The organism is Cryobacterium sp. Hh7 (assembly GCF_004403155.1).
Taxonomy (GTDB): Bacteria; Actinomycetota; Actinomycetes; order Actinomycetales; family Microbacteriaceae; genus Cryobacterium; species Cryobacterium levicorallinum.
This window is the reverse complement of the sequence record NZ_SOHG01000014.1, coordinates 66,253-86,189: the sequence shown is the minus strand read 5'-3', so window position 1 is coordinate 86,189 and position 19,937 is coordinate 66,253. Positions and strand designations below refer to the sequence as shown.

19 protein-coding genes are annotated in these 19,937 nt (G+C 64.9%); 10 read left to right on the top strand and 9 right to left on the bottom strand.

The genetic code is table 11. From position 1 onward, the window contains the following. Positions 1–9: 9 nt before the first annotated feature. Positions 10–1,410 (bottom strand): aminomethyltransferase family protein, encoded by a 1,401-nt coding sequence (locus tag E3T43_RS03660; protein WP_134471373.1) that lies wholly within the window; start codon positions 1,408–1,410, stop codon positions 10–12. 46 nt (positions 1,411–1,456) lie between these two features. Continuing rightward, on the bottom strand, positions 1,457–2,818 hold the full coding sequence (locus tag E3T43_RS03655) for an aminomethyl transferase family protein (RefSeq protein ID WP_241978793.1): 1,362 nt from the start codon (positions 2,816–2,818) through the stop codon (positions 1,457–1,459). Between the two features lie 198 nt (positions 2,819–3,016). Between E3T43_RS03655 and E3T43_RS03650 the strand changes: the two genes are divergently transcribed. Genes E3T43_RS03650 through E3T43_RS03635 form a run of 4 tightly spaced genes read left to right on the top strand, consistent with a single transcriptional unit; the run spans position 3,017 to position 6,516 of the window. Further along, positions 3,017–3,751 (top strand): PIG-L deacetylase family protein, encoded by a 735-nt coding sequence (locus tag E3T43_RS03650; protein WP_241978792.1) that lies wholly within the window; start codon positions 3,017–3,019, stop codon positions 3,749–3,751. Further along, on the top strand, positions 3,748–4,449 hold the full coding sequence (locus tag E3T43_RS03645; RefSeq protein WP_134471370.1) for a 4-carboxy-4-hydroxy-2-oxoadipate aldolase/oxaloacetate decarboxylase: 702 nt from the start codon (positions 3,748–3,750) through the stop codon (positions 4,447–4,449). Before E3T43_RS03650 ends, E3T43_RS03645 begins: the two co-directional genes overlap by 4 nt. Beyond that, entirely contained in the window at positions 4,433–5,506 is a 1,074-nt protein-coding gene (locus E3T43_RS03640; protein WP_134471369.1) for a 4-oxalomesaconate tautomerase, read from the top strand. Before E3T43_RS03645 ends, E3T43_RS03640 begins: the two co-directional genes overlap by 17 nt. Positions 5,507–5,559: 53 nt before the next feature. Beyond that, a complete protein-coding gene (locus tag E3T43_RS03635) occupies positions 5,560–6,516 on the top strand; it encodes a VOC family protein (protein ID WP_134471368.1) in 957 nt (318 codons plus the stop codon). A 2-nt stretch (positions 6,517–6,518) separates the two neighbouring features. Here E3T43_RS03635 and E3T43_RS03630 read toward each other — a convergent pair whose 3' ends face one another. Further along, positions 6,519–7,178 (bottom strand): GntR family transcriptional regulator, encoded by a 660-nt coding sequence (locus tag E3T43_RS03630; protein WP_134471367.1) that lies wholly within the window; start codon positions 7,176–7,178, stop codon positions 6,519–6,521. A 114-nt stretch (positions 7,179–7,292) separates the two neighbouring features. On the opposite strand from E3T43_RS03630, the gene E3T43_RS03625 reads away from it, so the two are divergent. Then, positions 7,293–8,405, top strand: a complete 1,113-nt coding sequence (locus E3T43_RS03625; RefSeq protein ID WP_134471366.1) for a 5-methyltetrahydropteroyltriglutamate--homocysteine S-methyltransferase — start codon at positions 7,293–7,295, stop codon at positions 8,403–8,405. Positions 8,406–8,424: 19 nt separating this feature from the next. On the opposite strand, the gene E3T43_RS03620 is transcribed toward E3T43_RS03625, so the two are convergent. Beyond that, positions 8,425–9,252, bottom strand: coding sequence for an NAD(P)-dependent oxidoreductase (locus tag E3T43_RS03620; RefSeq protein WP_134471365.1), 828 nt, complete (start codon positions 9,250–9,252; stop codon positions 8,425–8,427). Between the two features lie 249 nt (positions 9,253–9,501). On the opposite strand from E3T43_RS03620, the gene E3T43_RS03615 reads away from it, so the two are divergent. The 5 genes from E3T43_RS03615 to E3T43_RS03595 are packed head-to-tail and all read left to right on the top strand — an operon-like array spanning position 9,502 to position 14,234. Next, positions 9,502–10,293: an ABC transporter ATP-binding protein gene (locus E3T43_RS03615; RefSeq protein ID WP_198414302.1), complete on the top strand. Its 792-nt coding sequence runs from the start codon at positions 9,502–9,504 to the stop codon at positions 10,291–10,293. Continuing rightward, positions 10,274–10,984 carry an ABC transporter ATP-binding protein gene (locus E3T43_RS03610; protein WP_134471364.1) on the top strand — a complete coding sequence of 237 codons (711 nt, stop codon included), beginning with the start codon at positions 10,274–10,276 and terminating at the stop codon, positions 10,982–10,984. The genes E3T43_RS03615 and E3T43_RS03610 overlap by 20 nt, the downstream gene beginning before the upstream one ends. After that, a complete protein-coding gene (locus E3T43_RS03605; protein ID WP_134471363.1) occupies positions 10,985–11,866 on the top strand; it encodes a branched-chain amino acid ABC transporter permease in 882 nt (293 codons plus the stop codon). Continuing rightward, positions 11,866–12,939: a branched-chain amino acid ABC transporter permease gene (locus E3T43_RS03600; RefSeq protein ID WP_134471362.1), complete on the top strand. Its 1,074-nt coding sequence runs from the start codon at positions 11,866–11,868 to the stop codon at positions 12,937–12,939. Before E3T43_RS03605 ends, E3T43_RS03600 begins: the two co-directional genes overlap by 1 nt. A gap of 29 nt (positions 12,940–12,968) precedes the next feature. Then, a complete protein-coding gene (locus E3T43_RS03595; RefSeq protein ID WP_134471361.1) occupies positions 12,969–14,234 on the top strand; it encodes an ABC transporter substrate-binding protein in 1,266 nt (421 codons plus the stop codon). Between the two features lie 82 nt (positions 14,235–14,316). On the opposite strand, the gene E3T43_RS03590 is transcribed toward E3T43_RS03595, so the two are convergent. The 5 genes from E3T43_RS03590 to E3T43_RS03570 form a co-directional block, all read right to left on the bottom strand. Beyond that, the gene (locus E3T43_RS03590) at positions 14,317–15,882 is read right to left on the bottom strand and encodes a CocE/NonD family hydrolase (RefSeq protein ID WP_166791225.1); all 1,566 of its coding nucleotides are present in this window, start codon (positions 15,880–15,882) and stop codon (positions 14,317–14,319) included. A gap of 88 nt (positions 15,883–15,970) precedes the next feature. Then, positions 15,971–16,600, bottom strand: coding sequence for a PadR family transcriptional regulator (locus tag E3T43_RS03585; protein ID WP_134471359.1), 630 nt, complete (start codon positions 16,598–16,600; stop codon positions 15,971–15,973). A 69-nt stretch (positions 16,601–16,669) separates the two neighbouring features. After that, entirely contained in the window at positions 16,670–18,022 is a 1,353-nt protein-coding gene (locus E3T43_RS03580) for an aminomethyltransferase family protein (protein WP_134471427.1), read from the bottom strand. Positions 18,023–18,147: 125 nt separating this feature from the next. Continuing rightward, entirely contained in the window at positions 18,148–19,023 is an 876-nt protein-coding gene (gene purU, locus E3T43_RS03575; RefSeq protein WP_134471358.1) for a formyltetrahydrofolate deformylase, read from the bottom strand. Next, the gene (locus tag E3T43_RS03570) at positions 19,020–19,889 is read right to left on the bottom strand and encodes a methylenetetrahydrofolate reductase (protein ID WP_370449864.1); all 870 of its coding nucleotides are present in this window, start codon (positions 19,887–19,889) and stop codon (positions 19,020–19,022) included. Before E3T43_RS03570 ends, purU begins: the two co-directional genes overlap by 4 nt. Positions 19,890–19,937: the final 48 nt, after the last annotated feature.

Genomic DNA, 19,937 nt, shown 5'->3' with positions numbered 1-19,937 from the left:
CTAAGACGATCAGACTGCGGTGCTGCGCCACCCGCCGTGGTACTCGGCGCGCGCCGTGACGGAGTACGGAGCCGGGCTGACGATCGCCCGCACGGCGACCTGCTCGTGGGGCTGCACGGTGGTCTTGCCGCTCACCGGCTGCTCACCCCACAACACCTGCACCTCGGTGCCGATTTCGAGATCGGGGTCGACCGTGGCGAGCGACAGGCCGCGGCGTTCGTTGGCGCTGTAGCCGGTGAACAGCGAGGCGCCCACCACCTTGCCGCCCGCGTCGACCACGGAGTCGAAGCTCGACGAGCCGTAGTTCGCGTTCGGCAGGTCGAAGAACTGGTTGCCGACACCCTCGGTATCGAGCACCGAGGTGAGTACCTTGCCGAGGTCTTCGGCATTCCAAGCAAGGGTGACCTTGCGGCGCTGAGTGGTGGGGTCGATCTTCTCGAGCGCGTCCCGACCGATGAAGTCGTGGTCGAATTTCACGATGCTGCCGTAGCCGAGCTCCCATGGGTTCAGGTAGTAGTCCGAGATGTCGTCGGAGATGAAACTCCCCGCGAGAGCGTTGGTGGCCTCGTATCCGTTCGCGGGCAGCCATTCGCGATAGGCCCGCTCAGCTTCCCCGGTGTAGATCGCGGGCAGCGGCGAGGGGATCCACCCCGACTCGAGCGTGTTCGACGAATACGCGCGGGATCCGACCGGCTCCAGCCCGAACTCGGCGCCGGCCTCGAGAATCGCCGTGCGGATGCGCTCAGCCTGGTCATAGGGACCCCAGAGTTCGAGGCCCGGCGCTCCGGCCATCCCGTGCCGGAGGGTGTGCACCTGAACGCCGTCGATGTTGAGCGTTCCCATTCGGAAGAACTTGACCTGATCGACCGGGCCGCCCTGAAGCTTCTCGATAATCGGCCAGGCGTTCGGACCCTGAATCTGCAGGCGCCAGTACTTGCGGGAGACGGCGTTGCCGTATGGCCGCGAATTCGACCGACGGTCCACCTCGATATCGACGTCGTACCCACCGGTCTCGCCGTGGAACAGCAGCCAGTTCGCCACCGGGGCGCGGCCGACATAGACGTACTCGTCCTCTGCTTCGTGAAAGAGGATGCCGTCACCCACGACGCCGCCGTTGGACGCGGTCGGAATGAACTGCTTCGCCATGTTCACCGGAAAGTTCGCGAAGCTGTTGATCCCCGTGTCGGAGATGAGCTTCAGCGCATCCTTCCCCTTGATGAAGAGGTTGTCCATGTGGTGCGACTGGTCGAACAACACGGCGGTTTCGCGCCACGCCCGCACTTCACGGCGCCAGTTGGTGAACTCGGCCGGCACGACCGGGTAGATGTAGGCACCCAGCTTGGAGTTGCGCAGCAACTCAACGGTGTTCCCCGAAGCGTCAAGGACTTCCTGGAGGTTCTTGTGGTTCATGTGGTTCACTTCCCGGCCTGCTGGCCTTGTTTGGATGAGGGGTGGATTATCGGTCGCGGTAGCTACTGCGGGCGAACTGTACGTACGGCGCCGGGGCGACCGTCGCGCGAATCTCGACCTGGCGATGTCTCTCGACCTGGGGCTTGCTCGAGTTCGGCTCCTCTCCCCAGATGACGGTCAGCTCGGTGCCCACGGCGGCCGCGGAGACATCGATGGTGGCGAGCGAGGCGAAGACCTGCTCGTTGGCCATGTATCCGCAGTCCATCGACAGGCCGACCTGCGTCCCGCTGCTCAGCACGGTGTCCGCCTGGTACAGGCCGTAGCGCGATTTGGGCAGGCTGAGGTATTTCGCCGGCAGGCCGGGAATGAAGAGGGAGCCGATCGCCGCCGCGACGTCGTCGGCGTTCCAGACCAGCGTCACCTTGCGTCGACGCTGATTCTCGGCGTGACGCTCGAGCGCCGCCCGGCCGATGAAATCGTGGTCGAAGGCGACGCTCCGGCCGTAGTCGAGGTCGTAGGGGGTGACGTAATAGTCATCGATCCGGTTCGAACTGAAACTGCCCGCGAGCGAACCGGCGCGCTCAGCGCCGAGCCAGGCGGCGTAGTCGTCCATGCCGTGACCCGAGAAGATCGCGGGCAGGGGCGACGGCACCCAGCCTGATTCGAGGTTGGCGCTCGAGTAGCCCATCGAGCCGACCGGCACCACACCGAGGTCAGCACCGGCCGCCAGCAACGCATCGCGCACCCGTTCGCCCTCCTCCCACGGCCCGAACAGCTCGAAGCCGGGCTGCCCGGCCATGCCGTGACGCAGCGCCCGCACCCGCACTCCGGCGATGGAGAAGCTGGTCATGTGGAAGAACTTGACCGCCGGAATCTCCCCACCGATCGCCTTCTCCACGAGGGCGAGGGCATTCGGTCCCTGCAGCTCATATCGGTACAGCCGGGGCGGACCCGGCCGCACGATGGAGTTGCCATCGCGTTCGGCGGTCACGTCGTAGTCGCCGGACTCGAGCTGATATTGCACCCAGTCCACGGCCATCGAATGACCCACCAAGTCGAAGTAATCCTTCTCGAGGTGGAACAGGATCGCGTCGCCGATGAGGAAACCCTCGTGGTTGACCGCGATGAACTGCTTGGCGCGGTCCACGGTGAAGTTTTCAAAGGAGTTGACCGCGAGGTCACGCAGTAGCCGCAACGCGTCCGACCCCCGAAGGAACAGGTCGGTCATGTGGTGCGACTGGTCGAGCAAGGCCACGGATTCCCGCCACGACTGCTGCTCGGATCGCCAGTTACTGAACTCCGGGGCTACCGGAAAGACGGTCGGGCGCGCCTGGGCGTTCCGCAGTAGTGCGACCGCGGATCCGGCCGACGACACGGCACTGGCCAGGTTCTGGGGTAGTGCTGTCACGAGAACTCCTTCGTTCATCTGCCGGCGCCTGGATTCGTCGTCGCTGGCACTGGTACCTACGAAACTATCCGGCGAAACACTACGGGTCAATAAATTGACAACGATTCTGCAAACTATTTCGTTGACCGCAATGTCTCTCGAAAAATCGTACACATAATTGTTGACAATTACCGGGGTTTCATGATCGACTGTACGCAAATGAGTACTCACACCCCCACCCTCCTTGTCATAAGTGCCCACGCCGGCGACTTCGTCTGGCGCGCCGGTGGAGCGATTGCCAGTGCAACCGCCCGCGGCGAACGCGCGGTCATCGTCTGTCTCTCCTTCGGCGAGCGGGGAGAGTCCGCCAGCCAATGGCTCGCCGCCAAGACTCTGGATGAAATCAAGGCCATGCGTCGCGCCGAAGCCGAAGGCGCGGCCGCTGCGCTTGGTGCCGAAATCGAATTCCTCGATGCGGGCGACTATCCCCTCCTCGAGTCCCCCGACCTGGTCGATCGTCTCGTCGGCGTGTTCCGCCGGGTCGTCCCGACGGTCGTGCTCACGCATCCGCTCACCGACCCGTATAACGGGGACCACCCCGCTGCGTGCCGAATGACGCTCCAGGCGCGCATCCTCGCTCAGGCGATCGGCTACCCCGGAGAGGGCGAACCGCTCGGCGCTCCCCCGGTCTTCTTCTTCGAACCGCATCAGCCCGAGGTGTCCGGCTTCGTTCCCCAGGTGCTCCTGGACATCACCGCGGCCTTCCCCGCCAAGCAAGCGGCCATGAAGTGCCTGCCGGCCCAGAAACACATGTGGGATTACTACACCGATCTCGCCGTTCGGCGGGGAGTGCAGGTCAAGCGCAATGCCGGCCCGAACCTCGGTCTGCCGGTCGATACCCGCGGCGAGGCCTATATGCGGTACTACCCGCAGGTGACGAGCGTGCTCGAGTGAAAAACATCGTCGTCACAGACGTGCCCCGCGTCGATGAGCGGATGCTGGCCGAGCTCGCCGAGTACGGGGTCGCCACCGTGCACGAGGCGATGGGACGGTCAGGGCTCGTCGGACCGATCGTTCAGGCCCGACAGGACGGCGCGCGCATCGCGGGTTCCGCGGTCACCGTACTGTGTTGGCCCGGCGACAACCTGATGATCCACGCTGCGGTCGAGCAGTGCCAGCCCGACGACATTCTCGTCGTCACGACGGTGTCCGAGTCGCTCGACGGATCCTTCGGCGAGTTGTTCGCCACCGCTCTGATGCACCGCGGCGTCCGCGGGATCGTCACAACCGGCGGCGTTCGCGACCTGGTCGACCTGCGCGCGATGGGCTTCCCGGTCTGGTCCGGCGCGCAAAACGCCCAGGGCACCGTAAAAGCCACGCCCGGATCGGTCAACGTGCCGATCACCGTCGGCCGGGTCACGATCCGGCCCGGCGACGCGATCGTCGCCGACGACGACGGCGTGCTCTGCGTACCCAGCAACACCATCGAAGCAGCGCTCATTGCGTCCCGGGCTCGGGTCGCGAAAGAGGCGGTCTCCCGCGAGGCCTATCTCCGCGGTGAGCTCAGCCTCGACCGCAACAACCTGCGCGGCCTGCTGCGCGATCTCGGTGTCGACTACCTCAGCGCTGCGGACCATGACGCGCGCGGCTGACGGCATCCGCTGCATGATGATGCGCGGCGGAACCTCGAAGGGCGCGTACTTCCTGGCGGACGACCTGCCGGCGGACACCGTCGAGCGCGACGACCTGCTGCTTCGCATCATGGGCAGCCCGGACGCTCGCCAGATCGACGGGATCGGCGGTGCGCATCCGCTGACCAGCAAGGTCGGGATCGTTTCCCGCTCAGCCGGCCCGGATACCGACGTCGATTACCTCTTTCTGCAGGTGGGCGTGGACCAGCCCGTCGTCACCGACCAGCAGAACTGCGGCAACATCCTCGCCGGGATCGGCATGTTCGCGCTGGAGCGCGGACTGGTGGCCGCTGGAACCGACCTGACGACCGTGCGCATCCGGATGGTCAACACCGACAGTGTCGCCGTCGCCACGTTCCCAACTCCGGGGGGACGACCGCGCTACGACGGTGATCTTGCGATCGACGGGGTGCCCGGCACAGCAGCCCCGGTGGAGATCGCGTTCAGCGACACCGCGGGGAGCACGACGGGGGCGCTGCTCCCGACCGGAAACGTGGTCGACGAGGTCGAGGGGGTAAAGGTGACCTGCATCGACAACGGCATGCCGAGCGTGCTCGTGTCCGCGACTGACCTCGGCGTCTCCGGCACAGAGCAACCCACCGATCTGGAATCGAACTCTGGCCTCGCCGAGCGTGTTCGCGCCATCCGGTTCGCTGCAGCCGCACTCATGGGCATGAATGATGTCGCCGAGTCCACCGTGCCGAAGGTGGTGCTCCTCTCGCCGCCCCTGAACGGCGGCACCATCGGCACCCGCAGCTTTCTGCCCGTACGCGTGCACACCTCGATCGGCGTCCTCGGCGCCCAGAGCGTCGCCGCCGGTATTGCAATCCCCGGCGCAGTCGGGCACGACCTGGCATGCTTACCGGCGCAGGGTGAACCCTTCCGGATCGAACATCCGACGGGCGAGTTCGTCGTGCGCATCGACTTCGTGCCGGGGACGACCGATGTCGCGTCGTCGGTGGTCTACCGCACCGCGCGCAAGCTGTTCGACGGCCTCGTTTTTCCGCGCCTCCCCTGACCTACCCCTTCACCGCACCACATCACTATTCACCCCCCATTTAAAGGAGTGCCATGAGAGGCCCCGGATATCTCGACATCGCCCACCTCGGACACGTCGAGCTGCTCACCTCGGATTTCGAGGGAAGTCGTTGGTTCTTCACCGAACTGCTCGCCTTCCGCGAAGTTGCCGAAGTGGACGGCTCGGTGTTCCTGCATGCCTGGGACGACTACGAGCGGTACACGATCAAGCTGACGAAGTCCGAAAAGTCCGGCGTGGGCCGGCTGGGGCTTCGAGCAGCGAGTCAGGAAGCCCTCGAACGACGCGTCGCCGCGATCGAAGCGTCTGGACGCGGTATCGGCTGGAAGGACGGCGAGCAGGGCGTTGGCCGCAGTTACGCCTTCACCGACCCGGACGGGCACCCGATCGAGATCTACTACGACAGCGAGTGGTTCGTCCCTCCGGTCGGTGAGGAACCGGCACTCAAGAACCAGGCGGACCGGTTCCCGGGCCGCGGCGTCAACGTTCGTCGACTCGACCACGTGAACTACCTCGGCAAGGACGTCGAGGAGAACGGGAAGTTCGTGAACGAGGTGCTCGGCGGTGAGGCGACCGAGCAGATCCAACTCGACGACGGCACGATCTCGGCTCAGTGGTTCCATTTCACCAACAAGTCCTACGACCTGGTCTACTCGGGTGACCAGACCGGCAGCACCGGCCGTCTGCACCACATCGCCTTCGCGACCGACACCCGGGAGGACATCCTCAAGGCCGCGGACATCTTCCTCGAAAACGGTATCCACATCGAGTCCGGGCCGCACAAGCACGCGATCCAGCAGACGTTCTTCCTCTACGTCTACGAGCCCGGCGGCAACCGCATCGAGTTCGCCAACGCCGGCGCGCGAGTGCTCCTCGCCCCGGACTGGAAGACCATCACCTGGACCGAGGCGGAACGCGCCAAGGGGCAGGCCTGGGGCATGAAGACGATCTCGAGCTTCCACACCCACGGAACGCCGCCCGTCGACGAATAAGGTCAGCCGATCACGCGGAGCGCATCGATCACGCCGATCAGGTGCGCCCGCGTGGCCTGGGCTGCGGCCTCGGGGTCGCGCGCGATCACGGCGTCGATGATTGCCACGTGCTCCGGTCCGGAGACCGCCGCCCGCCCCGGCTCGAACGCGAGCCGGAACTGGTGGCGCACGCTCTGCGCCCGAAGCCGCTCAATGATCTCCACGGCCGTGCTGTGGCGACTGATTTCACGGATGCGCTGGTCGAGTTGCTGGTTCAGCCGCGAGTAGCCGATGAGGTCACCGGATTCCACCGTGGCAACGAGCTCAGCGCGCGAAATCCGAAGCTCGGCGATCTCAGCATCGGTGACGTGCTGCGCCGCTTTGGCCGCGCACAATTCCTCCAGTCCGATGCGGACTTCGAGAATCTCGACCGCCTCATCGAGCGATACCGCCCGCACCCTTGATCCGCGGTTGGGCATCCGGTCGACCAGGCCGACGGTCGCCAACTCTAGCAGCGCTGTTCGGATGGTCGCGCGGCTGGCCCCGAACGAGACGCTCAGGTCGGCCTCAATGAGCCGCTGATTCGGCGCGAATTCTCCGCTGACGATGGCTTCACGAATCGCCGAGGTCACCTCGGCAACGGTTCGGGCCTTCAGTTTCGCACCCGCGGACACTGCTGTCATGGCTGGACGCTCCTCGCGGGTCGAAATCTTTCGAGATTTGATCATATCCTCGAGTGCCGGGTCTCCATTGTCACACGAAGTAATGACACAATACGCCCCAGCTAGAGTGATCGGATGACAGTGAACCCGCCTTTCCGTGCCGATATCGTAGGAAGTTTTCTCCGCCCCGAGCAGGTCAAGACCGCGCGCATCCGCTTTGCCAGCGACGAGATTGATGCGGCGCAGCTCCGCGCGGTCGAAGACGCCGCGATCGGCGAGCTTGTCGTCAAACAGGCCGAGGCTGGCCTGGGCGTGGCGACCGATGGCGAGTTCCGCCGGTCCTGGTGGCACTTCGACTTTCTGGGAATGCTCGACGGTGTCGATGTCGTCGAGCTCGACCACGGCATCCAGTTTCAGGGCGTTCAGACGAAGCCACTCGGTGTGCAGATCAACGGTCCCATTCGTTTCCCCGCCGATCACCCGATGCTCGATCACTTTCGTTTTCTCAAGCCGCTCGCTGAGAAGGCGGGTGTCATCCCCAAAATCAGTATCCCGTCGCCGACCGTGCTGCACTTTCGCCTGGAGCGGGACGCGGTCGACCCGAGCGTGTACGCCGGCCGCGACGAACTGTTTGACGACCTCGCAGCGGCCTACCGGGACGCGGTCCAGGCATTTTACGATGCCGGGTGTCGTTACCTGCAGTTCGACGACACCGTCTGGGCCTACCTGTGCTCGGAAGCCGAACTGACCAAGGCGGCCGCGCGCGGCATCCGCACCGACAACCTCGCGGAGCGCTATGCAGCCCTGATCAACGCGTCGCTGCGGGACAAGCCCGCGGACATGGTCATCACGACCCACGTCTGCCGGGGAAACTTTCGATCCACCTGGATCTCCTCCGGCGGGTACGAGCCGGTCGCCGAGCAACTCCTCGGCGTGTGCAACTACGACGGCTATTTCCTCGAGTACGACAGCGAGAGGGCCGGCGGATTCGAGCCCCTGCGCTTCCTTCCGGTGGGCGACAAGGTGGTCGAGCTCGGCCTCATCACGACCAAATCCGGCGACCTCGAGGAGCCGTGCCTGCTTCGACAGCGCATCGACGAGGCCGCAAAGATCGTTCCGCTGGGCCAGCTCGCACTCAGCCCGCAGTGCGGCTTCGCCTCGACCGAGGAGGGCAACGCCCTCACCGAGGATCAGCAATGGGCCAAGATCAGCTCCGTCGTTGACCTCGCTCGGGCGGTCTGGGCCTAAAGCGTCTTGCGGCTCGGCTTCATCGACCCCCGTCGGCGAAGCTGCGTCGCGGGTCAGCTGGACCGGGCGTCGTCACCGCGTCGCGCTGGCCCGCGATCTTGTGGAGCCAGTCGATTGTGGCCGCGGTCATCCAGGACGGGGATCCGAGGGACTCGAGGTACGCCTGGGCATCCCGCATTTCGGCTTCACGCCGAACCGCGTGCTTCGAGGTTCCGTCGAGGAGATGCCGCACGAGCTCGTCGCCGTCCGGACCGAGCTCCGAGGCGATCTGCTGCTGTACCCAGTCCCGCGCGCCGATCGTGTCCGCAGCGCTCAGACTCTCGAAGACGAGGCCGGCCAGGCCCTTCATGAACACACTGCGTAGCAGCTTGAGGCTGGCCGCCAGCCCGGCCTCGGTGCCGACATCCGTCGCCGGAATTTCAATCTCCTGGAAGCGCGTGAGCAGACGTGCGGCGCCGGAGCCGCTCAGCAGTAACGGGGTCTCAATTCGTGAACGCGGCACGGGGGCGAGGATCGCAACGTCGACGAAGGAAATCCCCCGTGCCTCGGCCAGCGCGGCCAGGCTGCGCTTCGCCTCGGGTCCCCCCGTGTTCAGGTCTGCGTAAACTGTGGCGGCGCCCATCGACGGAAGAGCCGCCTCCAGAACGGATGCTGCGGCGCGCGCGCCGACGAGACTCACGACGATATCCACCCCGCGCACCGCATCGGCGACGCTCGGAGCCATCGACACGCCGTCGGGCGCCGTCGCTACCAGGGGGTCGAACGCGACGACGGTCACGCCGCGCTGCGCGAGATCCAAGGCGTAGATACTTCCCGCCTCACCTAAACCGAGCACGGCAATGTACATGGTCAACTTCCCGTCAGAATCGTTCCGTTCTGTCGACGATAGTCGACCTGGACCGGTCGATTTCAGTTTCGCGCCGAAATTGTTGACGAAATGAGTTGCACTGCATCGCCGGACGACCCTACGCTGAGAGCACACAGCGAGGTGATCCACGTCCTTCCCGGACACGTCCCTTTTAGACAGAGCACGAGTCGAAATGAGTAGTGACGTGCATAGCCCCACTTCAGTGCGGAACCAACGAAGGAACCAGCCGTGGCTGTTCAGCTAGCGGTGAACGACGTCTCCCTGCACTTCGGGGGCATCAACGTGCTCGATAGGATTTCGATGAACGTCGAACCGGGCCAGGTGGTTGGCCTCGTCGGCCCCAACGGTGCCGGCAAAACCTCGCTGTTCAACTGCATCAGTGGGCACTATCAGCCCAGCTCGGGCTCGATCAGCATCGATGGTGTCGAGACGCTGCGCACCCCCGCCTGGCGGATGTCGCGCCTCGGCCTCGCCCGCACGTTTCAGCACCCGGCGCTGCGCCTCGATGCGACGGTGCTGGAAAACGTCATGCTCGGCGCCCATTCCTGGCTGCCCGGTGGCGCGGCATCGTGGTCTCTTGGCCTTCCGAAAACGAGGGCGCGCGAGCGCCAGGCCCGGGGCGAAGCGCTCGACCTGCTCGAGCGCACCGGATTGAGCTGGGCAGCACAGGAACACGCCGGTGAGCTCTCCCACGGTCTCCACAAAGGCGTCGAACTGTGCCGCGCGCTGCTGGCACGGCCACAGCTGCTCCTGCTCGATGAGCCTGCGGCCGGTCTCTCGCATGCGGAGGTCGAACGGTTCATCGAAACCATCCGTCAGGTGCGCGCCGACTACGACCTCACCGTCGTGATCGTCGAGCACCACATGGGCCTCATCTCGGCGCTCGCCGACCAGGTGGTCGTGCTCGATCACGGTGCAAAGCTCATGGAGGGCACGGCGACCGAGGCGCAGTCCGACCCACGGGTCGTCGAGGCCTATCTCGGTAAGGAGGTGACGGACGATGAGCTTCTTGGAGCTTGAAGACGTCACTGCCTCCTACGGGCACGTTCCGGTCCTCCACGGCATGTCCCTGTCGCTCCCCGAGAATGGCGCGATCGGCATCCTGGGCGCGAACGGCGCCGGCAAGACCACAACCCTGCGCGCGATCAGCGGCATGGTGAAGACCACCGGCCGCATCATGTTCGACGGCAAGAACATCGCCGGACTCGGACCGTATCGCACCGCGAAGCTGGGCATCGCGCACATCCCCGAAGGTCGGGGCACGCTGCCCCAGCTGAGCGTCCGGGAGAACCTTCTCGTCGGCGCCTACCAGCGCCGTGACCGCAAGGCCGTGGCGACGGACATCGACTACTGCCTCGACCTGTTTCCCAACCTGGAGGCGCGCATTAAAGCGAGCGCGGCCGCCCTCTCCGGCGGCGAGCAGCAGATGCTCGCCGTGGCTCGCGCGTTCATGGCGAAACCCAGGCTCATGCTGCTCGACGAGACATCGCTGGGCCTCGCCCCGACCACGGGGCGCCTGGTTTACGACGCCATCATTCGTCTCCGCCGCGAGTCACGACTCTCGATGATCGTTGTCGAGCAAAACGCTGTTCTCGCCTTTTCGGTGGTGGATGAGGCGATCGTGCTTGAAACCGGTCGCGCCGTCCTCACCGGGAGCAAGGCGGAGCTTATGGGCATGGACGCGGTTCGCCGCGCGTACTTGGGAGGCTGAATGTCCTACTTCATCCAGTTGATCGTCGATGGCCTGGCCACGGGTGCGATTTACGCTGCCTTGGCCCTTGCCATCGTGCTGGTCAACCGCGCGACCGGTCTCATCAACTTCGCCCAGGGGGCGATGGCCGTTATGGCCACGTTCGTGGCGTTCGCCGTGACGCAAGCGGGGGCGCCGGTGATTGTCGGGCTGGCCGTGGCCATCGTCTTCGCTTTCGTTCTGGGCGCAACGGTCGAACGTGTCATCGTGCGGCGGTTCGAAGGCGGTGACCCTGACACCGCGGTGGTCGTGACGATTGGCCTGCTCGTGCTGTTCAGCGGCATCTCCGCCTTCTTCTTCGGATACGAGCCACAGCCGTTCCCGTCCTTGTTCCCGCTCGAAACGATCAACGTGCTGGGCGTGTTCATCAGCATGCGTTCCCTGGGCACGATCGCAGTCCTGCTCGTCGCGATGGTCCTGCTGCAGGTACTGTTTCGCGGAACCAAATTGGGGCTGGCCATGCGCGCCGCCGCGGACAACCCCTCGTCTTCGGCGCTGTCCGGCCTCCCGGTGAGCAGGCTGCTCATGATCGGCTGGGGCCTGGCCGCAGCGTTGGGCGCGGTCGCGGGCGTTTTGGTCGCCCCGCAGCTGTTCATCAGCCCCGGCATGCTCGACTTCACCCTGGTCTACGCGCTCGCCGCAGCGATCCTCGGCGGGTTGGATTCCCCGATGGGCGCGGTGTTCGCCGCCGGCTTCATCGGCGTGGTGGAAAATCTGGCCGCAGCGTACGTCGACGTCATCGGTGATGATCTGAAGGTCGCCGTACCGTTTGTCGCGATGATTATCATCTTGATCCTCCGACCTCAAGGTTTGTTCGGGCGAAAGGCAGTGGTGCGCGTCTGATGAAAAATCTGACCTCCCAACGTTGGTTCCGACTCGCCCTGGCGGCCGTGTTCGCGGTGCTGATCGCCATCGCCCCGATCGTGTCGAGCCCGTATATCAACTATCAGCTGTCGATGACCGCCGTCTTCGCGGTCGCGTTGCTCGGGCTCAACATCGTGATGGGCTACGCGGGCCAGGTCTCGCTCGGACAGAGCGCGTTCCTCGGCCTCGGTGCCTATATCGCCGCCTACGGCGTGCGCAACGACTGGCCACTCCTGCTCGTTTTTGTGCTGTGCGCCGTGATCCCCGCCCTGGTCGGCATGCTGGTGGCACTCGCGGCCGCGCGACTGCGTGGCCTGGCACTGGCGATGATCACGATCTCCCTCCCCATCATCGGCATCCCCCTCGCGCGACGATTCTCGGACTTCACCGGTGGATCGCAGGGGACGACCGTGAGTTGGCTCGCGGCGCCGGACTGGAGCGGTCTGGCCAACGACCAGTGGCGCTACTACGTCGTTGTCGCGATCGCGGCAGTGTGTTTCCTGCTCGCGCGCAACCTCGTGCGCGGTCGGATCGGCCGCGCGTTCGCGATCGTCAAGGAGAACGAGTCGGTCGCCATCGCAATGGGAGTCTCGCCCTACCGGTACAAGGTGCTGGCCTTCACCATCGCCTCCCTGCTGGGCGGCACGGCCGGCTTCCTCTACCTGGCGATCGTGCAGTACACCTCGCCGGAGACGCTCAGCTTCTTCACGTCGATCAACCTCGTCGCAGCCATGGTGATCGGCGGTTCGGCGACCATCATCGGCACGATCCTCGGGGCGACCTACTACGTGGTCGTGCCCGTACTCGCCGGACAGGTCAATTCCTCACGCACCGCCCTGATCTCCGGCGTGATCCTCTTGCTCGTCCTGTTTGTACTGCCCAAGGGTCTCGCCTCGCTCCCCCGGAGCATCCTGCGCTGGACGCGCGCGATCCACCGGCGGATGGGCGGAGGAGGCTCCCCCGACAGCACGGGGCGCGGGAGCGTCGCACCAGACGCGAGCGGCCCGGCGTCCGCTGACACCGAGCCAGCAAGCACCAACTCAACCAAGTAGAACGCAATCCAAGAACAGAGGCTAATACCATGACGAACTTCCACCGATCAACTCGCTTGGGCGGCGTCGTCGCCGTCGCGAGCGTGGCGGCACTGCTGGTGACCGGATGCACGCGCGCCGATACCGGCGGCACGGATGGCGGCACCGCCGGCACGGAAAGCAGCCCGGGCATCACCGACACCACCTTGAGCCTGGGCATCAGCAGCCCGATGAGCGGTGCAACCGCCGGACCGGGGTCGTGCTCCATCGCCGGGCTGTACTCCTACCTGGAGGCCGGCAACGCCGCCGGCGGCTTCGAATTTGGGGACGGAAAGACACGTTCGGTCGATCTGACCTATCTGGACGACGCGTACGACCCCGCCAAAGCGGTCTCGAACTTTCGGCAGCTGGTGAACGGCGGTATCTTCGCCTACGTCGGCGCCCTCGGCACCCCGACGAACGCAGCGATCATGCCCGTCGCGACCGAAGAAGAGGTACCGCAGGTGCTCCTCATCACGGGCGCGAGCATCTTCTCCGACGACCAAACGGCCAATCCGTGGACGATGGGACTGCTTCCCACCTACTTCGACGAGGGCTTCGCGTTCGGCGAGCTCCTCGCCGCTGCGGATGGGCCCGTCACTGTCGCGACGCTCGCTCAGAATGACGACTACGGCGAGGGCTACCTCTCCGGATTCGAGGCCGCCATTGAAGGCAGCGACGTTGAGGTCGTCGGATCGGCCACCTACGAGCCGAGCGACACCACGCTCGACGGCCAGGTCACCGAACTCGCAGCAACCGGTGCCGATGCGCTTCTGAGTGCCGTTTCGGTCACCCCGCTCCAGGTCGGCGTGCTCAACCGGGCGCAGTCGATCGGCTGGCTGCCGAGCATCTTCCTCCCGTCGAACACCGCAACGCCGGCGACGGTCATCGAACCCGGCTCCGGATCCGCCTACCCCGCGGTGTACACAACGTCCCTGACCAAGGCACCGGCATCGCCGGCGTTCGCCGAGGACGAGGACGTCATCGCGTACAACGCCGCATTCGAGGAATACGGCTCGACCATCACGACGACGTTCACCCCGCACTGCGCCTGGAGCTATACCGAGGGTGCCGTGCTGGAGGAGGCCTTCCGCACCATGGAGGAGCCGACCCGCGCCAGCTTCATGACGGCGTTGAAGTCCATCTCCGGGTTCGAGGCTCCGCTGCTGCTCGACGGCATCACCGTTGACACCACGCAGGACGACCGACCGGCGATCACGGGGCTGCAGCTCGTGACCTACAACGGTACGGCTTTCTCCCCGTCGGAACCGTACTGATCAGCATCCGCTGGTGAGTCGCTGATTCACTCAATTAAACAGGCCACCCGGGCTTTCCAGCCCGGGTGGCCTGTTCGTGTGTTCAGCTGATGCTTCGCACCGGGATCACCAGGCGAGAGTTATAGCGACCGCCGGTGTGCAGGACCTGTGGTCCGCGGTTGATGTCGGTCTCGTGGCGCGCGTAGACGAGGTGCTTTGGATAGTGCTTGATGTCGTGCCCCTGCACGACGAGTGCCAGTGATTCCCCCGCCTCGAAGCGCGTTCCGGAGGGCAGGATCTCGACCTCGAGGCGGGTCGGACCGTCGGCCTCCATCGGCAGGGAACGATAATGGGCGAGCACCGGCAGATACGGGGTGGAGCGGTCCTCGTCGAGTTCCCGGTGCGAGGCTCGCAGCCAGCCGAGCGCCACGGGGCCGTCCTCGAACTGCGCATAGTAGGCGAACGGCACGATCTCACCGGCGGCGTCTCGCTTGAACAGCCCGATGAAGACATCCAGGTCATCGGCCTGCGGGGCCGACAGATACAGCACCGCCCGACTGTGACCGACGACGTCGGTGCGTTTGGTAAATCGATGCTCGAAGACCAGGCGCTCCGGCAGGAACGGATCGCCAAGACCGTGGTAGCTGGCGACCGACTCCGCGGCGGGCGACTGCGTCCGCAGAGAAAAGTCACCCGCATCCAGGTGCAGCTCCCGGTACTCCACGTCGGGCACGGGCCAGTCGTCGACGTGCGCCACGACCCCCTCGTTGTACGACGTCCGCAGCTCGACGCTCACCCGTGGCCAGGCATCCACTTCATTGTCGATTCCTTTGAGGAACCGGTCGAAGAAGGCGGCCTGCCGCTCGACGTTTTCCGGCAGGTAGTACTCGGCCCATTTCTTGCGCCCGTGCACCATCAGCCATTTGTCCGGCGAGGAGATCCGCCGGAAGCCCTCCAGGGTGCCCCTCGTGTGCAGCCCCTGGTCGGACCAGCTCGCGACGACGAACGCCGGAACGATGATGCGTTCGAGCGCGGCGGCCTTCGACGCCCAAAATTCGTCATAAAACGGATGCTCGCGCGTCTCGCGTTCCAGATCCTCGATCGGACCGGTCGCGGCACCCCACCGATCCCAGATGTACGGCCAGAACGATGTCTCCGGGATGCCGCCATGTCGGGCGACCTCGCGGTAGGGGTCCGACCAGCCTTCCCACGGGTTGATGGCGGCCAGGTGCGGCGGGCGCAACGCCGCAACTTGCCACTGCGCCACCGTCAGGTAGGAGACTCCCGATAGTCCCACCTTGCCGTTGCTCCAGCTCTGCACGCCGGCCCACTCGATGAGGTCGTAGAAGTCCTGCGCCTCTTCCGGGGACATGTAGCTCGCCGGCCCGCGCGCAAACCAGGTGCCGGGGATGTCGGCGATCACCACCGCGTAGCCTCTGGGTACCCAGAACACCGAGTCCGGCCCCTCAAAGGTCGTGAGGTCACTCATGTGCTCCGGCAGCACGCCACTCGCTGGATAGATCTGAGCGATCGGAGCCGGGTCGTGCTTGCCGTATGGGGACCAGGCGATGATGACCCCGGCCGGGTCGGTGGAGAGGGGGCGATAGACGTCGGCCTGCACCGTTCGCCCCGCGCGGGTGGCGATCTCGACATCACGGTCGATGATCATGTCGGTCCGGGTCTCGGTCCGCGGATCCGGCGGTGAGCCCCGGTGCTCCTGGGGTTTTCGACGCGGAGGGCGAAGCGGGTACGGCAGGTCAGACGTCGACATCGGTGTCACTTTCTCGGGCCGGAGGCATTTTGGGATCCCGGTCGAACTCGTCGAGGATGCGCAGCCCCTTATGCGCCCACGCGATCTCGTTCTCGGCCTGAACGATGAGTCCTTCGTAGGTGAATCTCTTGAACACAATTGTTTTGCGATGCTCAGCGGGGTCGATGCCGGCCAGGCGTCGAAGCAGCATGGGGTTGGTGAGGTCGTCGATGGCGCGCAGCTCCGTCTCCCACTGGTCCAGCTGATCGCGATGATGAGTGATGTGGTCATGTAGGAAGCGGCGCGCGGCCTCCGGTGTTGCCGACTCCAGATAGGCCGCCCGCAAGTGGGCCGGGTCCCGCACTCGCGAGTAGGCCAACGGCTCATTCATCCAATCCAGGAAGGCCTGCCCGCCCGTCGGCGTCGCGTGATAGCGGCGTTTCGTTCCCTTCGTGCCCCAGGGGATCACCTCCGCCTCGATGAGACCGTCCGCCTCCATCTTGCGAAGTTCGGGATAGATCTGCGAGTCGGGCGCATGCCAGACGTGCCCGACCGAAACCGCGAACTGTTTCTGCAGGTCATAGCCGGTGAGTGATCCAACCCGCAGAAGTGCGAGCAGGGCATAGCGCAGGCTCATCGATCGCTCCCTCCTCACAAGCCGAAAAGGGAGCCGGCGTTGTGCGCCGGCCCCCTCGAATACGCGGACTTAGTCCTGGTAGCCTGTGCGCCATCCACCCTGATAGGTGGCTCGCGCGGTCGCCGAATACGGGATCGGGCTCACGATGGCTCGGACCTCGATCTGTCGGCTGGGCTCGACCGTCGTCTTGCTGGTGCCGCCATCAGCCTCACCCCAGAGCACGCGCACCTCTTCGCCCTCTGGAACGTTGGGATCGATCGTGGCGAGCGAGAGCGCAGAGCGCTCGTTGAAGCTGTAGCCGGTGAACATCGACACGCCCAGGTCGTGTCCCTCGGCGTCGCGCACGACGTCAAAGCTCGACGAGCCGTAGTTGGCCAGCGGCAGGTCGAAGTACTTGTACGGCAGCTCCGTCGGATCGAACAGCGACGCGAAAATCTTCGCCATGTCGTCCTTGTTCCAGGCCAGCGTCACCTTCTTGCGCTGCACGGTGGGGTCGATCTTCTCCAGCGCTTCGCGACCGATGAAGTCGTGGTCGAACTTGACAAACGATCCGTAGCCCAGCTCCCACGGGTTGAGGTAGTAGTCCTCGATGTTCTCGGAGACAAACGACCCGGCGAGCGCGTTGGTCGCCTCGTAGCTGTCGGCGCCCAGCCATTCACGGTAGCCGCGGAGCTCATCACCGGTGTAGATGGCAGGCAGCGGTGAGGGGACCCAGCCCGATTCGAGGGTGTTCGACGGGTAGGCGCGCGAGCCGACCGGCACGATGCCGAACTCGGCGCCGGCCTCGAGGATGGCGTCACGCACGCGGTCGTAGGACTCGTAGTCGCCCCAAATCTCCAGTCCGGGCGCTCCGGCCATGCCGTGGCGCAACGTGTGTACGGTTGCTCCTGCAATCGTCATGGTCGCCATGTGGAAGAACTTGAGCTGCTCGAGCGGTCCGCCATTGAGCTTCTCGATGACCGACCAGGCGCTGGGGCCCTGAATCTGGTAGCGCCAGTACTTACGGGTAACGGGCTGACCCATCGGGCGTGACGGCGAACGACGGTCGACGACGACATCGACGTCGTAGCCACCCTTTTCGGCGTTGTAGAGGAGCCAGTTGGTCGCGGGAGCGCGCCCCACATACACATACTCTTCTTCCGCTTCGCGGAACATGATGCCGTCACCGATGACGTGACCATACGGAGTGACCGGCACGTACTGCTTCGCCCGGTTGACCGGGAAGATCGCGGTGGTATTGATCGCGGTGTCGCTGATCAGCTTGATCGCGCCAGGACCCTTGATGAACAGGTTGTCCATGTGGTGGGTCTGGTCGAACAGCACGGCCGAGTCACGCCACGCCTTCTGCTCGGTGCGCCAGTTCTGAAATTCAGGTGCTACGACGGGGTAGACGTAGGCGCCGATCTGGGAGTTGCGCAGCATCTCGACGGGATTGCCCGCCTGATTCAGTACGTCTTGAAGGTTCTTCGGGGATGACACGGTGTGACTCGTTTCTCTCGATGGGTGATGGGACTAGTGAATACGCGACGCTGGCAGGCGGTAGCCTGTCAGAAAACGATCGTCTGGTTGCCGTTCCGGATGACCCGACCCTGGCTGTGCCACAGCACAGCGCGGGACAGCACCTGCCGCTCGACATCCGCGCCTCGACGGGCAAGTTCCACGGTCGAGTCGGCGTGGTCGACTCGAACGGTGTCCTGTTCGATGATCGGCCCCTCGTCGAGGTCCTGGGTGACGTAGTGTGCGGTCGCTCCGATGAGTTTGACTCCGCGCTCCTTCGCCTTTCGGTACGGCGCGGCACCAATGAAGGCGGGAAGGAAGGAGTGATGAATATTGATCACGGGCACCCCCAGCTTGTTCAGGAAATCCGGTGACAGGATCTGCATGTAGCGAGCAAGCACGACGAAATCGACGTTGCCGACGAGGAGCTTGAGAATCGCTGCTTCCGCGGCGGCCTTGTCCGCCCCGGCCGAGGGAACCTGGAAGAACGGGATGCCGAAGGATCGCACGTCGTCGGCGGTGTTCGGGTGGTTGGAGACCACCATGGGGATCGACACGGGCAGCTCGCCGTGACGGTGCCGCCAGAGAAGATCAAGCAGACAGTGGTCGGAAGTCGACGCGAGCACGGCCATCCGACTCGGAATCGACATGTCGCGCAGGGTCCACTCCAGCTCGAACTCCCCCAGCGTCTTCGCCAGGTCGGCGCGGAATTCCGGCAGGGCTGCGCTGAGTTCCTTGCGGTGGAAGACAACGCGCTGGAAGAACGCGCCCCCTTGCGGGTCATCCGAGTACTGGGCGAGGGCCACGATATTGCCGTGGCGCCTGGTAATGAGCGCCGTGACGGCCGCAACAATGCCGGGCTTGTCATCGCCATGGACGAGCAGGCAGGCATGGTCAGGGGAGAGTCCCGGAATCTTCTGGGTCATGAAGCCGCGGCGTTCTGCTTGGCCACGAACTCGGTCGCCCAATTTGCCGTCGCACGCATGCCCCCGAAGGTGTAGAAGTGCAACTTCACGGTGCCAAGCCCCGCTCCGTCGAGCCGATCGGCGAGATCGGCGACGAATCGGTCCGGGCCAGCGGTGCCGAGCAGGTTGGCAAGGGAAAATCCATACTTCTGCACGATTCCGGCGCTGGATGCCACACCGAAGCGGCGGGCATAGCCGAGCAACCGCTTGACGCCGGCCGGTCCGGGCACGCCGACCCGGATCGGAAAGTCGATGCCGCGCTCGCGCACGGCCTGAATCCACTCGATGACGGGTTCGGTATCGAAACCGAACTGCGTGAGGATGGTGCCTTCGAGTCCCTGCTCCCGGATCGAATCGGCCTTTTCCTGCAGCGCGCCCCAGAGCACGTCCGTCTTGATGTCGGGGTGACCCTCCGGATATCCGCTGATGCTGACGCCCGTGACGCCGTACTCCTGCAGAATTCCGGTGCGGATAACCTCGGCAGAATCGGAGTAGGGGCCTTCCGGCGTGTGCGGGTCACCACCAACGACGAAGACGCTCGAGCTGACCTCGGCCTCCTGCAGGCGAGAAAGAAACTCCTCAAGCTGCGCTTTGGAGGTGAGCCGCCGCGCGGAGATGTGCGGGACGGGCTTGAAGTTAGCGAGACGCACGGCTCGCGCCGCGTTCACTCGCATGTCGAGATCTTCGTTTCCGAGATAGGTCACGTTGATCCGCGTACCGGCGGGAATACCTGCCTGAGCTTCTTCGAGAGCTGGCACGTCTTTGCCGGTCATCTCCAGGGAGTAATCGGAGAGCAGGGTGACTGATGGAGACTTGGTGGTGGTCACAGTACGGGGTCCTTTGCGGTATCCGTTCGGGTCACGACTTTGTTCCCC